Here is a 14,466-nt window from a genome sequence, read left to right on the forward strand (position 1 = left end):
CGGGCTAGCGTCATTCTCGGCCGTTGCGGATACGCAACGGTGGGGCGTGAGCGGCAGGGGGACGCGGATGAGTGGCGCGGCGATGCGCGTGGCGGGGCTGATCGTGGCGGTCGGCTTCGCGCTTTCTGCTTGCACGGGCTCGACGCCGGATCCTGGCGTGAGCGAGTCCTCGGGTGATGAGTCGACGCCGGTGGCGTCCGAGTCCGCGAGCCCGACGCCGTCGGCGCCGGCCAAGCCGGAGCGGCCCGAGGCGATGAAGCGGGACGACGCGGAGGGTGCGGCGGCGGCGGCGGAGTACTTCTTGTCTCTGTACGCCTACACAAGATCTACCGGCGACACCAAGGACTGGGACGCGATGTCGCATCGAGCCTGCGACTTTTGCAAGGACGGGAGTAACCGGGCCAAGGAGATGGCGGCAAACGGTGAGTCCCTCCGTGGCGGCGGACTCGAGGTGGAGATCCTGCAGGCATACCAGCGAGACGACTTGACAGGCATCTACCCGCTGGATGCTCGAGTTACGCAGCAGGCTTACGAGACTCGAGACGCAGGGGGTGACGTGACCGACTCTGGTGAGCGTGAAGTCGTCGATCGTCGAATTGAGATGGGGCGCCGCGACGGTGACTGGGTTGTCGTGACAATCGCGCCGATCCCTGGAGGGGAAGGGTGATCGGCCCTTTCGCGCTGGTCCTGGCGAGCCAGCTTCTATTGGCGGGTCCCGAGATGTGCGGCGAGAACTTCGCCTGTCAGACGGCATCCGACGCAGTTCATGTCACGGCAGAACTGCCAGCTAGCTCGCCCGTCCCGCCGAAGGCCGACGTGGCTGGTGTGCGTGGGTACTCACCCCAGAATCCGCCCGTACGCCAATGGCGTGTCACACCTGCGATGTGTTTTCTCCGAGATATTGGCGGTGCCACAGCGTTTGCCCAGTCCTGCCAGGAGGGTCGCCAGCTCGCCTACGCCGGCATCGAATGCGAGGAGGACGAGCAGGCTGTCGGTGCCCTGTTCGAACAGCGTCGAGAGTCGGGCGGCTGGTCGGACGCCGCGATGGTCGAGGAGGAGTCCTGCCTGGCCGAGCAGCGGCAGCAGGTCGACATCCCCGCGGCCGCGGCGCGGGCGTTCCAGGAGATGCAGATCGCACCGTCGGAGGTGAACGTCCAGCCGCCAGACGGTTGGACCCTCGTGAACGTCGACACGATCGCCTTCACCGAGAACCAGCCACGCACGATGAGCACGAGCCTGTTCGGTATGCCCGTAGAGATCCGGGCTCTGCCGACCAATTACTCGTGGAACTTCGGCGACGGATCGACTCCGTTGGTCACCACGGATCCCGGCGCGCCGTACCCAGCACACACGGTGGCCCACGCCTACGCGAAGCCGGGATCAGCAACCATCTCGCTCACGACGACCTGGCACGGCCAGTTCCGGCTGGCCGGCGAACCGACCTGGCATGACGTGGCGGGAGAGGGGACCACGGTGTCGTCGTCGGGCAGCCTGGAGATCCTGGAAGCGCGAGCGCGACTGGTGGAAGACCTGTACGGCGGCTGACCCTCGACGGGCCTGCGCAATCAGGGTGTCTGGCTCCTGACGGCGGTGGTGTCGAGGCAGCGATCGATCAGGCCGGTCAGCTCCAGCGAGAGCGGGAGCTCTGCCTGCTGGGCGGGACTTACGCCGTCGTAGAGCGTGATGGCGACCGGGCCGGGTTCCTGGTCGGCAGCGGCATCCGTGCAGAGCAGGATGCCCACGCTGGGGGCGTGGACCGCGGGCACGCGGACCAAGTCGTCCACGAGGTCGAGGGTGTAGCGGGCGCGGGCGACGAGCGCTGGGTCGAAGCGGCCGGCCTGGACCTGGATGGCGATGTAGCGCATCTGGGTGACGTGGAAGAGCAAGAGGTCGACGGTGTAGTCGCGATCGTCCTCGGTCATGGTCACGTGGCGATCGACCAGGCACATGTGGCGATGTGGCACAGCCAGCAGGTCCTCGAGATGGTCCACGACGATGCCCGTGAAGGACCGCCGGATCGAGTCGACGAGCTCGCCGACCACGTCTTCGAAGCCCTCAGGCTGGAACTCTTCGGTGCGCTGGAAGAAACTCATGAGTCGATCCTCGCGATCTCGTCGGTAATGACGGCTTGACGTTCGGTCGCGCTGGGTAGTCCTACAGCTTGTTGGACGAACTCGGGCCGGAGCGGCTCGGTGTCGACGATGCGGGTTGTGCGGAACTGGGCAGCGCCGACGCGTGACTTGAGAGCCGTGATGAACTCGGTGTGGCCAACCGGCTCTGCATCTGAGGGCGGAGTAGCGGGATCGCTCATGGCTCAACCCTGTAGAGGGATTCCAACATCCGCCACCCGAGTTGCGTATACGCAACGAAACCGCACGAGCATCCGCTGCAACTAGGTGATCTCATGGCGAGATCCAGGACCATCGTTGTCCTAGTTTGGCGGGATGTTGTGAATTATCACGGAGGCGCCTTGCTGCGAAGACGGATATAGCGCACCCTTGCTTACGGCCGTGTTCACTGAGTTCTGCCCGAAGTTGAGGGAGTCGCCCGATGGTCTCGTCCGCCATCACGCCCACGCGCACCATCGCCGTCCTCATCGGGATCGCAGTCGTTGCGGTGGCCGGGTTCGCGGTCGTGCGCTCGGGAGTGTTCGAGCCGGAGACGGTCCAAGGCGCGATCCCCGGTCCGGGTGCGTCGTCGCCCTCGGCGTCGATCTCAGAGTCGGCGAGTCCTTCGGCTTCGTCGTCGCCGAAGGCGTCTCCCAAGCCGACGACGCCGGAGCAGATCAAGGCGAAGAACATCGCTGACGCGAAGGCGCGGCTCGTGGGGTACTACGAGACGACGGCGTCGGTCGCTAACAATGGATACGCGGATTGGGAGAGCGACTTGCTGCCGTTCTGGGGCAATCCCGATATCTGGGGCCCCACAGGCGATGCGTTTGAGCAACTTGCTGTTGAAGGTAGGTATACGACTGGTGCTGCCGAGGTGGTCACTTCAAGAGTGACCGAGTACAAGCCGAATGAGAATGGGTTTGAATCCGTCGGGTTGGAAGCCTGCATAGACTTCAGCGGCGTCACAAATTTCGACAAAAGCGGGGATCGAATCGACCGGCAAGAGGGCGCGCCCAGTCGATATCGGTTCTCATACCTTATCCGGCATCAAGGCCCGAACACGGCTTGGACGATCAATGTTGAGACTCCGCATCCGGAGCAGGCATGCTGACGGGCCGAGTTAATTTGAGCACCAGAAGGGCCCTGGCGGCAGTGGTGCTGGCAGCAGTGATGGCACTCATTGCGCTGGTCCAGGTACCAGCCGCTATCGCGGACGAATGCATCCCGGTAACTTTGCCGGACGGTGTAGTGATCCCTTGTGAAGGTGGCGGTGGTGGTGGCGACGAAGGAGGCGGGGGTGGAGATAACCCTGGCGGTGGCGGCGCCGAAGGCCCGCAAACCTGCGAGTTTAAGGGCGAGGAGATTCCTTGTTCCTCACCGTATGGTTCTTGGAATGGCCGCTGTTATGAGCGTGTATTTTCTGACAACCCTCAGGACGGCAACGACTGGGAGGGCCACGACGACGGGTTCCTAGTGGAATGCACCCCGCCGGAATGTGCACAGAACAATACGCCCCCTGACAACTGTGACGGTTACGCCGTCTACTGGCGTCCAAGTGCACCGGCAGCAGCCGGTCCGTCCGCCGAAGAACTCGCCCGGCGCGCCGTCGCCGCGATGAACCTCACGATGGGCCAAATCGGTTCCACACCGCCGGCAACCACGAGCAACCCGAACGCCGTCGGTGCCATCGGCTTGCCGATTTGGCTGTGGATTGCCAACCGCGCGGAGAACACCATCGGCCCGATCACGCGCACCGCGGGCGGCGGTGGTCTGTCGGTCAGCGCCACAGGAACACTCGACCGAGTTGAGTGGACCCTGACCTCAGCGAACGGCACAACGGTGGGCGCGATTACCTGCGACGGTGCCAACGCACCGGGCACGCCGTATGACGGCCGCGACAGTGCGGAGCCGTCCCCCACCTGTGGATTCGGGCCCGACCTGAACAACAGCCCGGGCAACCTCACTCTTACCGGCACGGCCTACTGGGTCGTCGAGTGGCAGAGCAGTGGGGGGCAGGGCGGCCAGATCCCCTTTACCTCACCGCCCAACAGCACCCAGATTCGTATTGGTGAACTTCAGGCACTCGTGCGGGATTGACCGACTCGCGCCGCCTCGGCCAGGTGGACGCCACGGCGCTCAAGGAATCCGCTTAACACTGCGTAGAGGTCACTTTCCCGAATCGCTCGTGTCTCCAGGCGAGAAATTCCGAGCTTGGGCGATCGGCCCGTCGTGTCGGGAGCTGGATTGAACGACCGTGCATCTCTTGGAGCCCATGCTTGAGCATCGGTCCGTCAATTCCCTCGAGCAGTTCATTTGCGATCCGCACCTGAAAGTCTGGTGTAATACCAAGCATGTTCTGGTCGTATGCAGCGTGGTGAATCTTGCATAAGGCGAGGCCATTGTTCACCGTGGGAACACCGAGTTCATCCGAGTCTGGAACAATATGCGCCGCATCGAGCAGGGATCCGTATCGGAGCTCACACACGGCGCACCGGGTCTCGTATGCAACCAGCACGCGTGTGCGGAACGCCGGCTGATGCAGCCGCTGCTTCGCAAGGCGACGTGCATACTCGCGCTCAGGCTCCGGCATGTTCTTGATGTCCTGAACGAGGCCGAATGACTCGTCGAGGGCGATGATGAATGTACGGTCCTCTGGGTAGTCCTCCACCACGTACACAGGCGCCACTGGCGTGTAGATATTGGGTACTTCCTTCCGAAAGAGAATCAGAGGCGCGCCAGTCGCCATTGCGTTGCGGAGCTTTCGATTGTCCCCGGACCATGGGTCACCATCACGGTAGGCGTAGTGGAGTAGGCCATCCTCCGATTCTGTGTCGTCATATGGTCCATGAGTTGCGCTCACGATCGACAAGGTTGACTCGAAGGCGGCGGGGTTACGGATCCCGCGGGAGTAATCGATGATCGGAAGCTTCTGGTCGTCGATCCTGAAGCCCAGGAGTTCATCTCGGCGAAGATAGCCCCCATTGGCTTCGGCCTGGTTCTGAACCCAGGAGATGATGCGGGTACGCAGGGCACGCTCAACGGCAGAGTCCATGAGTACACCTCATCAGATGCAGTCCGTTCGTGATACCCCCGAGGGAGTGAGTTGCGCGAGGCATCGATCTGGTGACCAGGAAGACCTTCTGCCAGCTGGAGCATGATGGACCTCATGGCGACCACCGGAAGCATCATCCGCGGCATCGGCCAAGTGGCCCTTGGCGCCTTCCTCCTCACCGCGGGCATCGGCCACATGACTCGGTCCCGCAAGGAGTTCCGGGCTCAAGTCCCCACCTGGGTCCCGGTCGATCCTGACATCGTCGTGGTCGGGTCGGGGATCGTCGAGATCAGCCTCGGGACTGCGCTCGTCGCCACCTGGAAACAGCCCGCGCGACGCCGGCTGGGTGCTCTCGTCGCAGCGTTCTTCGTCGCGGTCTTCCCTGGGAACATTGCACAGCTTGTGGAGCACCGGGACGCGTTCGGTCTGGACACGGATCGGAAGCGCACGCTGCGGCTACTGGGTCAGCCGGTGTTGGTCGCTTGGGCGTGGGCTACTACGCGTCGGTAGGGGTCTCGACAAGCTCGACCAGCGGGTCTCGACAAGCTCGACCACCGGAGTGGCTCGGTCAGTAAAGCTTTGTTGGACAGAGGGTCGCCGTCCACCATCCTTCTCCCATGCCGTTCTTCCGCTGGTTCCTCCGCGCCGTCCGCATCCTTGCGGGGATCCTCGCCATCCCGTTCGGACTCCTCGCGATCCTCAGCCTGGTCTGCGCGGTGGTCGGCGCCGTCATGGTGTTCACGCGCGACGAGTCGTGGTCGACGACAGGCATCTTCGCGGTCGTCGGCATTGTCTCGGCGCTCACCACCTGGGGTCTGCTCGCAGCGACGACCCCGGGCACCCGGGACAAGCTCAGCGGCGTGCTCGACATCCTGGAGCTGCTGCACGCCATCGGCAGCCTTGGCAGCTGGATCTTCCGCGGTGTCGGCATGCTCTTCCGCGTGTTCGACTGACGAGAAGCGGGCAGGATCACAGGCCACCGCCCAGCCACTCACACCCCGTCGAGCAGCCCCAGCCCGGTAGCGAAGTCCACCAGCTCGAACGTCGAGTCAGTCACCTTCGTGGCACCAGCCGCTCGCACGTCGTCCGCGAACGACCCGGTGTTCCCGTACAGCACGAACGGCAGCACCGGGTTCGTCTCGCGGACCTTCGTCAGCAGCCGGAGGCCGGCGTCCGGCACGTCGACGTCGGCCTCTCGTCGTCCCACGTCTGAGATGACCAGGCCGTACGTCCGTCCGCCGAGCATGCGAAGCGCCTCGCTGGTCGAGCGCGCGGTCTCGATCTCGACGCCGTCACGCCGCCAGGACTCCGCGAGCATCGCGTTGTTCTCGGGGTGGTCGTCGACCCAGAGTATGGAGCGGGGCGCAGGCACCGAGATCCGCCTCTCCTGTTCCTCCTGCATCCAGGAGGTGTCCGAGGAACGTGGAACGGCGCCACCAACAAACTCCTCAGACGTCGCCCCGGGATCGTCCCCCGACATCGCGCGCTCGGCCTCTCCGGACTCAGGCCGCCGGACGGCGCCGTCCCCCCACGGCACGCTGTCCACGTAGTCCAGCCGCCGCTTCAGCGACGCCACCTCGCGCTGCAGGTCAGTGATCATGTCCGATTGCTGATCCGTCGCCTGCTTGAAGTTGAGCCGCTGCCCACCGATCTCCAGGGTGACGTCGTCAGAATTACGAAGCTTCGACAGCAGTTGCCGCCCGAACACCAGCAGCACGACGATCACGAGCAGGGGCCACAGGAGGCTGGCGACAGCCCCGATCAGGTCAGCGACGGCAGGCACGGGAGCAAACGTACAGGTCAGCGCGTGCGGGGTGAATCGCGCGAGACTCACTCAAGCAGCACGTCGACTACCGAACCGCGCGCCATACTCCCGCAGCACCACCGACCCCCGAGCCTCACTCCCGCAGCACGTCCACTACCGACCGGATCGGGATCTCCACGGCCGTGTGGTCCTCGTCGGAGCACCCGTACAGCGCGTCCTCGTCCACGTTGGCGCTGTGCAGCCCGGTCTGCCGCACCGCGCCGACCCCGCTCACGTGCCTGACGAGCACCGGGCCGTCATCCTGGACCGCGTCCGCCAGGACGACGGCGGCGTCCGGCGTGAGCCGCGGTGCCACGGCTCGGATCAGGGCGATCAGCGCCCCACGGTCGGGCCCGACCGGCCCGTCCCAGGCCTCCGGCTCGTCCGACCATTCCCCGCCCAACACGGCCGATATTCCGTCGGGCCGCGGCCGGGGGCGTTCCGTCATCCCCGCCGGCCGCACCCCGGCGACCAGGCGCGCAGCCGCCTCATGCACGGGTTCGTCCCGGGACTCGTGGAACGCGAGCTCGTCCACGCCCACCCCGTCGAGCCCCGCCAGATCCAGGCTGTCCGACGCCGCCAGCTCACCCCCCGCAGGAATGCCCGCCCGGGCGACGCTCACGACGGGCTCCCCAGCGTCGTCGTGCGAGATCGGCATGAATCCCGCCGCGCGCAGCGCGGCGAGCACGCCCTCCCGTCCCTGCGCGGCCGAGACCAGCACGGTCGGAGCGACCGCGCGCAGCCCCAGCTTCTTCAAGGCTTTGTGCGCCAGGATCTCGGCGAGCAGCGCCAGGTCGTCGCTCGTGATCACCGCCAGCGCAGGAGCGACGGCCGCGCGGCCGTGCCTGCGTGCCACGTCGCCGATCAGGTAGTCCATCGCCTGCGGGATCTTCCCGCCCGACACCTCGTGGAGGGCGGAGCGGATCGTGTCGGCCGCCCAGCCGTCGTCGAACGCCTGCCGCAGTGACTCCGGTGTCAGGCGCCACGTGCTCGCGACGCCCCGGGCCTCGCGGCCGGCGATCGCGTCCAGCACGTCCACCAGGGCCGCGGACGGGCTCCCCGTCACCATGGCGGTGAGGTCGCTGCCCAGCAGCACCGACCCCTGCTCGCTCGGCACGAACGACTCGGCGGTGTCGCGCACGCGCGAACCGTCGCCCGTGCTGAGCGAACGTCCGAGGTCGGTCTGCGCGCCCAGCGCCACCAGACCGAGGTGCTCGGCCTCCGTCACCAGGTGCGGCACCACCGCGTGGGCGTCGCCGGCCAGCGGGGAGGCCCAGGCAACGGCGTCGGCGAGGGACTCGGCAGAGGTGACCCCGGCGTCGTCGGGCAGGGCGCGGAGCATGGCCATGGTGACGCCCCGCAATACCGCGGGCAGCTCGATGGACCCGTACGACTGGGGCCGGTCCGGGCGGGCCGCCGGGAGGGTCTTGCCGTCATGCCCGACGGTGCGCAGCGGGACGATCGGGATCTCCAGCCACCACGCCACGAGGTCGGTCGCGCGCTCCGCGGGCGTGCGGCGCCGCCACGGATCGAGGTAGGGCGTGGCTTCGAGGTGGCCGGCGTCGTGCTGCGCCTCGTCGTCGTAGGCGACGAGCTCGCCGTAGGCCGCGAGGTCCAGGGCGAAGCGGGCCAGCTCGGCCGACACACCCGTGCGCTTCGCCAGCCGGGTCAGCTCGCGGACGCCCACGCCGCCCGCCTTGAGCAGCGGGACCGGCGTCCGGGCCACCTGCTCGAGGACCGACATGACCGCCGACAGGGTCTCCGTCAGCGCGGCCGCCGCCGTGCGTTCCACCTGTTCGGGCGCCACCGGCGCCGTCATCGGGCGGGGGAGGACGACGTCGAGCGGCACGACGGCATCGGGGTCGGCCAGCGCGAGGATCACTTCGCGCGGGATGAACGCCTGCTGCGACCCGTAGACGCTGCGCACGGGCAGGACCAGTCCGCTCCGCAGCACCCAGGCGGCGTCCGCCCTGCTCAGCGACTCGATGCCGGAAAGGATGGCGCCCACCTTCCACGGGCCGGGCCGGTCCTCCGGGTTGAAGCGCTCCGGCAGGGTCTCGGAGAGCCCCTCGGTGAGGGCCAGGCCGGACATCCGCAGCATGTGCCGCAGGACGGCGTCCGGCGCGTCCGCGAGAACCCGGCGCACCTGGTCCGGGCTGTTGATCCCGTCCCGGACGGCGACCAGGAGGTCCTCGTTCTTCCTGGGCACCGCGACCTGCCACGTCGTCAGGATCGCGCGGAGCGTGGTCGTGTCGACCGAGGGGACGAGGCGCCCGGCCTCGGCTCCCAGGCCGAGGGGGTTCGCGAGCAGCATGAGCACCGCCGGCGCCGTCACCAGCGGTGCCGTCGCGCGGTCGCGCAGCCAGACGGTCGGGTCGAGCGGCCAGGCGAGCCCACCCGCGACGAGCCGGTCGACGACGTCGGCCACCTGCTCGGCCGTGCCCGACATCCGGTGGGCGACCTCCTGCTCGGTCGCCGCGTGTCCCAGGGCGACGACCACCTCGAGCACCTGCAGCTGCGCCAGGTCGGACTGCAGCAGCACCTCGCCGACGCTCGACGGCTGCAGCAGCCGAGCGGCCAGGTCCTCCAGGTCGAACAGCGGGACGTCGTCGTTGACGTCCGGGCGACGCAGCAGGAGCTCTTCGAGGGCACCCGAGTCGAGGGTGCGCAGGTGGTCGTGAAGGCTGGATACGGCGGGATCTGCGGCCGGCGAAGTCACCGCACCATACTTGCGCACACCGGGCGTGGGACAAACCGGAGGGTCTCGACAAGCTCGACCAGCGAGGGCCAGCTCGACCAACGGCGGGAAGCGGCTACCCCTCCAGCAGCCCTCGGATGTCGTCCGCCCCCAGCGCCCCCGCGAACGCACCGGCGTCATCGCTGAGCACGGCGTCGAAGAGCCGTGCCTTGCGGGCCTTGAGCGCCATCACCTTGTCCTCGATGGTGTTCTCCGAGACCATCCGGGACACCATCACGTTCCGCGTCTGCCCGATGCGGTGGGTCCGGTCGATCGCCTGCGCCTCCGTCGCCGGGTTCCACCAGGGATCGAGCAGGTAGACGTAGTCGGCCTCGGTCAGGTTGAGTCCGAACCCGCCGGCCTTGAGGCTGATCAGGAACACGGGAGCCTTGCCGTCCTTGAACCGGCCGATCACGTCGGACCGCTTGCGCGTGGACCCATCGAGGTATTCGTACGGGATCCCGAGGTCCGTGCACACCTCGGCTGCCTTGGCCAGGAACGACGTGAACTGGGAGAACACGAGCGCGCGGTGTCCCTCGGCCGCGACCTCCGCAAGCTGCTCGGCGAGCAGGCTCAGCTTCGCCGACGGAACCCCCTCGTACTCCGGGTCCACCAGGGAGGCGTCCAGAGCCATCCGCCGCAGCGTGGTCAGCGCCCGGAAGACGGCGACCCGGTTCTCGTCGAAGCTCTCCAGCAGCCCCAGGAGCCGAGAGCGCTCGCGCTGCAGGTGCGTGTCGTAGATGCGGCGGTGCTGGGCGCCCAGGGTCACCCGGAGCACCTGCTCCTGCCGCTCGGGCAGCTCGGGCGCCACCTGTTCCTTGGTGCGGCGCAGCAGCAGCGGCTTGATCCGACGGCGGAGCCGGGCCAGCAGCGGCGTCGAGTCGCCCTCGCCGGCGACCGGCTTGACGTAGTCCTCCCGGAACTTGGTCGCCGACCCGTACAGCCCCGGCGCCACGATCGCGAGCATCGCCCACAGCTCCATGAGGTTGTTCTCCATGGGCGTGCCCGTGATGGCCAGCTTGAATGGCGTCTTCAGGCGGCGGGCAGACTCGTTGGCGCGCGTCTGGTGGTTCTTCGCGAACTGCGCCTCGTCCAGGATCAGGCCGCTCCACCCGACGTCGGCGAACGCCTCGAAGTCCAGCCGGAAGATCGCGTACGACGTCACGACGATGTCCGATCCGGCCGCGACCTCGGCGACCGAGGTGCCCGCCTTGCGCGCCGTGGTCGTCAGTGTCGCGACCCTCAGGTCAGGCGTGAACTTCGCCGCCTCCGCCGCCCAGTTGCTCACCACGGAGGCTGGCGCGATGACCAGGAACGGCGGCCGGTCGCCGTCGGGCATCTCCTGCCGGGCCTGCGCGACGAACGCGAGGGTCTGCACGGTCTTGCCGAGGCCCATGTCGTCGGCGAGGATCCCGCCCAGCCCGTGCCGCCACAGGAAGGTGAGCCACTCGAAACCGTGCTGCTGGTACGGGCGCAGCTCGGCCTTCAGGCCCACGGGCGGCGGCAGCGGCTCCGGCCCGCCGACACCCTCCGCGGTCAGGGAGACCAGGTCGCTCACCGAGCGCCGCCACCGGTCCGACTGCTCGACGACGTCGGCGACCTGCTCCAGCTCCGCCCACAGGCCGGCGTTGAACCGGCTGATCCGCAGCTTGCCCGGCTGGTCGGACAGCCGCTGCGCCTCCTCGATCAGGGTCCGGAGCTGGGCGAACACCGGCAGGTCCGTGCGCAGCCAGGTGCCGTCGGTCAGCATGAACCGCTTCTTGCCCCGGGCGAGGGCGTCGAACAGCGGCCCGAACGGGATCTCGCGCCCGTTGACCGTGACCAGGACGCCCAGGTCGAACCAGTCCAGGTCGCCGCTGTCGGACGCGCGCATGCTGACCACAGGCGTGGCCTCGAGACCGGGGTACTCGGGCAGCTCGTCGCCCTCGACGCGCACGTCCGGCAGCTCCCTGAGCACGGGCAGCACGGTGGTCGCGAAGTCCATGGCCTGCAGCCCGCGGAACACCTCGGGCACCACCCGGAAGTGCCCGAAGCCCGGCACGTCGCGCACGGCGGTGACGGCCCGGCCGAGGGTCGCGGCCTCCGCCGCGAGGTCGCGCAGGTCCGCACCCGTCTCCAGGTCCGTGGTCAGCGGGTATTCCTTGTCGGACGGCGGGTACGCCCACCGCCACGCCACGCTGATCTCCGCGGGCGACGCGGCGTCGACGGTCGCGACGAGCTCCGGCCGGGGCAGCTCGGGCAGCTCGACGCCGGCGTCGGCGCGGACCTGCACCTCGCGGCGCAGCAGCGGCAGGTAGTCCGCCATGAACTCGTCGACGGCGTCGGCCGGGATGGCGACGTCGGCCAGGTGGACCGCCGCGTGCTCCTGGTCGGTGAGCGGCGCCGCCGTCGGGCCCAGGGCGATGGTGCGGCCGGAGGGAGAGTCCTCGACCGCGAACAGGCCGTGATGGCCCAGCGCGCCCACGGAGGTCGCGAGGGTGACCGTGCCGTCGAAGGCGACCGTCCGCTCGAGGCGCGCGCCGCCGTCGGGCAGGGAGAGGTCCAGGGCGATGGACGCCTCGCCCGCCAGGCGGAGCGACTCGCGCTTGGACTTGCCCACGAGCTCGATGCCGAGGCTCGCGGCGTCGGCGAGATGGCGCCAGAACGGGCGGGGGAGCACGTCGTCCAGCCCGATCCAGTCGCCCGTGCTGAGGTATCCGTAGCCGTGCGGGCTGGTGGCGCGCAGGGCGTCGAGCGTGGTGAACCACTCTCGGACGCTCGGGTCGAGGCCGCGTAGGAACCCGTTGCGGATGTAGTTCCACGACGCCGAGCCGCCGACCCACGTGCCACGGTCGTTGCGCTGGACCGGCCGGATCGACAGGGACAGGCTGTTCGCCGGCGCCGCGCCGTCCACCCGGAACTGCAGCGCGAGCTCCGGCTGGGTGTCGGACGCCGACGGGGCCGCGGCGGGCGCCGTCGGGACGAGCTGCTGCACCGCCGCCTTCCACTCCGGGACCTGCGGCGCACGCTTCAGCGACGACGCGGGCCGGACCAGCGAGGCCAGCCCGTCCGACCCGGCCTCGATCAGCGTCGCGGCGATGTGCTTGCAGGCTGACCTGACCGGGCACGTGCAGTCCGAGCCGACGACGACGGGCGGGCCGGGCACGTTGGTCTTGAACTCGATGGAGCACGAATACGTGCTGCGACCGCTGCCGCGCACCCACGAGACGAGCAGGAGATCGTCCGGCAACCACTCCCACGAGATGACCCGGCCCTGCTTCTGGTAGTCCTCGCCGCGCAGGAACGCGCCGCTACCCACCAAGAGCTTGATGGCCGCGGGGTGGACGCGCGGGGCGGGGATCGACGTGGGCACGGCTCCTATCGTTCCACGCCCCACCGACACGCCCGCGGAGTTATCCACAGTGTGCCGTCATTCCCACGGTGCCGTTCATTCACACGGTGTCGGTGACCTCTGGGAGAGTGTCCGCATGAAAAGCCTCCCCGACGCCGGACGGCGGCCCGCCGCGCTCAGCATCCTCGCCCTCGCTGTCGCCGCGTGGATGTCGGTGCCGTTGCGCCTGCTGATCCCCGGCATCGAGCTCAACTTCGGCTTCACGATGGACAACGCGATCTTCGTGATCGAGAACGCGGCGATGGCGGGGACTGTCGTGCTCGCGGTCGGCGCCACGGCGCTCCGGGGTCGGCGGGTCCTGACCGCGGCGATCGTCGTGGCCGGGCTGCACCTGGTGTTCCAGCTCGGCACGGTCGTCGTGCAGCTGGCGAACGGGGCCCGGCCCGAACTGGTCCTCGGCACCCTCGTCGCGCTCCTCGTGCTGACTGCGGTCCTCGGAGGTGCCGTGCTCGGTCGCGTCCTGCACGCTCCGGCGTCCGCGCGCCGCACCGGCGTCATCACCGTGCTGGTCGGCGCGTTCATCCACACCCTGTGGACAAACGTGCTGCTCCCGATGGTCGCGATCCTGCCCTACGGCGGTCCGCCGCCCGGCATGGCCGGTTCCTTGGTGCTGACCATGGCGCTGAGCCTGATCGTTATCGCCGTGCCGGTGCTGTGCGGCTGGGCCTCACCGACGACGCGGCGGATCGGCGCGTTGCTGGGCGCCGTCGTCGGCGTGCTCGGGATCGCCTCGGTGACCGGCACGCTCGGCGCCTACGGCGGCGCGTACGCGGCGGTGCAGGTCGTGCAGGGGCTGGTGACACTCGCCGCTGTGGCGCTCGCGGCGGTCGCGGGCCGACGGCTGGCGGCGTCCCGGCAGGCCACGAGCCCTGCGGACGCTCAGCCCCAGGCGGAGGCACAGCCCTCTGCAGAGGCCTGAGCCCGGGGCCGACGTGTCGGCGCTACTTCGCGGAGCTCGCCCGGATCTCCTCGAGCGCGACGATCTCGAGGATCTGCTTCACGATGATCGGACCGACCGACTCCCAGGAGAGCATCTCGGCGATCACCATGTAGGACAGGTCGTCCCCGGTGAAGCAGCCGCCGCGGTGCAATGCGTTGAGTAGCCGGTGCTTGGGCCAGTTGAGCTCGTCGAGGCGCTCGACCCGCCGCACTGCGGGAAAGAGGCGGCCGACGGGCAACGCCTTGAGGCGTGTCACAGCGGCGTCCGCGAGGCGGGCCAGGCCGACGTCGGTCTTGTTGTCGACCTGGCCGACGTACCAGGCGTCGTCCTCGGCCATGACCTCGCGGAACCATGGGAACACCTCGCCCCAGGTGGGTGTCGGGGTGACGGCGGGTGCGTCGGACATGAACGGATACCTCCAGTCCCTGTGT

General features: G+C 68.5%; 14 protein-coding genes. 7 read left to right on the forward strand and 7 right to left on the reverse strand.

All coding sequences use genetic code 11. The features are described from left to right. Window positions 1-157 precede the first annotated feature (157 nt). Together ACFT2C_RS00900 and ACFT2C_RS00905 are read left to right on the forward strand one after the other, a co-directional pair. On the forward strand, window positions 158-667 hold the full coding sequence (locus ACFT2C_RS00900) for a DUF6318 family protein (RefSeq protein WP_377205116.1): 510 nt from the start codon (window positions 158-160) through the stop codon (window positions 665-667). Next, window positions 664-1,545 (forward strand): PKD domain-containing protein, encoded by an 882-nt coding sequence (locus ACFT2C_RS00905; protein WP_377205117.1) that lies wholly within the window; start codon window positions 664-666, stop codon window positions 1,543-1,545. The genes ACFT2C_RS00900 and ACFT2C_RS00905 overlap by 4 nt, the downstream gene beginning before the upstream one ends. 20 nt (window positions 1,546-1,565) lie before the next feature. Here the strand turns inward: ACFT2C_RS00905 and ACFT2C_RS00910 are convergent, their stop codons facing one another. Both ACFT2C_RS00910 and ACFT2C_RS00915 read right to left on the reverse strand, forming a co-directional pair. Next, on the reverse strand, window positions 1,566-2,093 hold the full coding sequence (locus tag ACFT2C_RS00910) for a PDDEXK nuclease domain-containing protein (RefSeq protein ID WP_377205118.1): 528 nt from the start codon (window positions 2,091-2,093) through the stop codon (window positions 1,566-1,568). Next, window positions 2,090-2,311 carry a hypothetical protein gene (locus ACFT2C_RS00915; RefSeq protein WP_377205119.1) on the reverse strand — a complete coding sequence of 74 codons (222 nt, stop codon included), beginning with the start codon at window positions 2,309-2,311 and terminating at the stop codon, window positions 2,090-2,092. Before ACFT2C_RS00915 ends, ACFT2C_RS00910 begins: the two co-directional genes overlap by 4 nt. A gap of 239 nt (window positions 2,312-2,550) precedes the next feature. Between ACFT2C_RS00915 and ACFT2C_RS00920 the strand changes: the two genes are divergently transcribed. After that, window positions 2,551-3,222 carry a hypothetical protein gene (locus ACFT2C_RS00920; protein ID WP_377205120.1) on the forward strand — a complete coding sequence of 224 codons (672 nt, stop codon included), beginning with the start codon at window positions 2,551-2,553 and terminating at the stop codon, window positions 3,220-3,222. Continuing rightward, window positions 3,216-4,208, forward strand: coding sequence for a hypothetical protein (locus ACFT2C_RS00925; protein ID WP_377205121.1), 993 nt, complete (start codon window positions 3,216-3,218; stop codon window positions 4,206-4,208). Before ACFT2C_RS00920 ends, ACFT2C_RS00925 begins: the two co-directional genes overlap by 7 nt. 52 nt (window positions 4,209-4,260) lie before the next feature. On the opposite strand, the gene ACFT2C_RS00930 is transcribed toward ACFT2C_RS00925, so the two are convergent. Next, window positions 4,261-5,163, reverse strand: a complete 903-nt coding sequence (locus ACFT2C_RS00930; RefSeq protein WP_377205122.1) for an HNH endonuclease — start codon at window positions 5,161-5,163, stop codon at window positions 4,261-4,263. A 114-nt stretch (window positions 5,164-5,277) separates the two neighbouring features. Here ACFT2C_RS00930 and ACFT2C_RS00935 point away from each other — a divergent pair, with 114 nt between their 5' ends. Continuing rightward, on the forward strand, window positions 5,278-5,673 hold the full coding sequence (locus tag ACFT2C_RS00935; protein WP_377205123.1) for a hypothetical protein: 396 nt from the start codon (window positions 5,278-5,280) through the stop codon (window positions 5,671-5,673). Window positions 5,674-5,780: 107 nt separating this feature from the next. Continuing rightward, on the forward strand, window positions 5,781-6,116 hold the full coding sequence (locus ACFT2C_RS00940) for a hypothetical protein (protein WP_377205124.1): 336 nt from the start codon (window positions 5,781-5,783) through the stop codon (window positions 6,114-6,116). A gap of 38 nt (window positions 6,117-6,154) precedes the next feature. On the opposite strand, the gene ACFT2C_RS00945 is transcribed toward ACFT2C_RS00940, so the two are convergent. The 3 genes from ACFT2C_RS00945 to ACFT2C_RS00955 all read right to left on the reverse strand — a co-directional run bounded on the left by ACFT2C_RS00945 (window position 6,155) and on the right by ACFT2C_RS00955 (window position 13,056). After that, the gene (locus ACFT2C_RS00945; RefSeq protein WP_377205125.1) at window positions 6,155-6,946 is read right to left on the reverse strand and encodes a response regulator; all 792 of its coding nucleotides are present in this window, start codon (window positions 6,944-6,946) and stop codon (window positions 6,155-6,157) included. Window positions 6,947-7,061: 115 nt separating this feature from the next. Then, on the reverse strand, window positions 7,062-9,686 hold the full coding sequence (locus ACFT2C_RS00950) for a helicase-associated domain-containing protein (RefSeq protein WP_377205126.1): 2,625 nt from the start codon (window positions 9,684-9,686) through the stop codon (window positions 7,062-7,064). 94 nt (window positions 9,687-9,780) lie between these two features. Then, window positions 9,781-13,056: an SNF2-related protein gene (locus tag ACFT2C_RS00955; protein ID WP_377205127.1), complete on the reverse strand. Its 3,276-nt coding sequence runs from the start codon at window positions 13,054-13,056 to the stop codon at window positions 9,781-9,783. 115 nt (window positions 13,057-13,171) lie between these two features. Between ACFT2C_RS00955 and ACFT2C_RS00960 the strand changes: the two genes are divergently transcribed. Further along, a complete protein-coding gene (locus tag ACFT2C_RS00960) occupies window positions 13,172-14,014 on the forward strand; it encodes a hypothetical protein (RefSeq protein ID WP_377205128.1) in 843 nt (280 codons plus the stop codon). Between the two features lie 22 nt (window positions 14,015-14,036). Here ACFT2C_RS00960 and ACFT2C_RS00965 read toward each other — a convergent pair whose 3' ends face one another. Then, a complete protein-coding gene (locus ACFT2C_RS00965; RefSeq protein WP_377205129.1) occupies window positions 14,037-14,441 on the reverse strand; it encodes a hypothetical protein in 405 nt (134 codons plus the stop codon). Between the last annotated feature and the right edge of the window lie 25 nt (window positions 14,442-14,466).

The sequence above is a fragment of the Promicromonospora sp. NPDC057138 genome (genome assembly GCF_042670845.1).
Classification (GTDB): Bacteria; Actinomycetota; Actinomycetes; order Actinomycetales; family Cellulomonadaceae; genus Promicromonospora.

What these genes read in the sequence shown, in the direction of transcription:
- ACFT2C_RS00965 (WP_377205129.1), bottom strand. Translation starts at nt 14,441, where the DNA reads ATGTCCGACGCACCCGCCGTCACCCCGACACCCACCTGGGGCGAGGTG.
- ACFT2C_RS00925 (WP_377205121.1), top strand. Translation starts at nt 3,216, where the DNA reads ATGCTGACGGGCCGAGTTAATTTGAGCACCAGAAGGGCCCTGGCGGCA.
- ACFT2C_RS00920 (WP_377205120.1), top strand. Translation starts at nt 2,551, where the DNA reads ATGGTCTCGTCCGCCATCACGCCCACGCGCACCATCGCCGTCCTCATC.
- ACFT2C_RS00930 (WP_377205122.1), bottom strand. Translation starts at nt 5,163, where the DNA reads ATGGACTCTGCCGTTGAGCGTGCCCTGCGTACCCGCATCATCTCCTGG.
- ACFT2C_RS00910 (WP_377205118.1), bottom strand. Translation starts at nt 2,093, where the DNA reads ATGAGTTTCTTCCAGCGCACCGAAGAGTTCCAGCCTGAGGGCTTCGAA.
- ACFT2C_RS00915 (WP_377205119.1), bottom strand. Translation starts at nt 2,311, where the DNA reads ATGAGCGATCCCGCTACTCCGCCCTCAGATGCAGAGCCGGTTGGCCAC.
- ACFT2C_RS00960 (WP_377205128.1), top strand. Translation starts at nt 13,172, where the DNA reads ATGAAAAGCCTCCCCGACGCCGGACGGCGGCCCGCCGCGCTCAGCATC.
- ACFT2C_RS00940 (WP_377205124.1), top strand. Translation starts at nt 5,781, where the DNA reads ATGCCGTTCTTCCGCTGGTTCCTCCGCGCCGTCCGCATCCTTGCGGGG.
- ACFT2C_RS00935 (WP_377205123.1), top strand. Translation starts at nt 5,278, where the DNA reads ATGGCGACCACCGGAAGCATCATCCGCGGCATCGGCCAAGTGGCCCTT.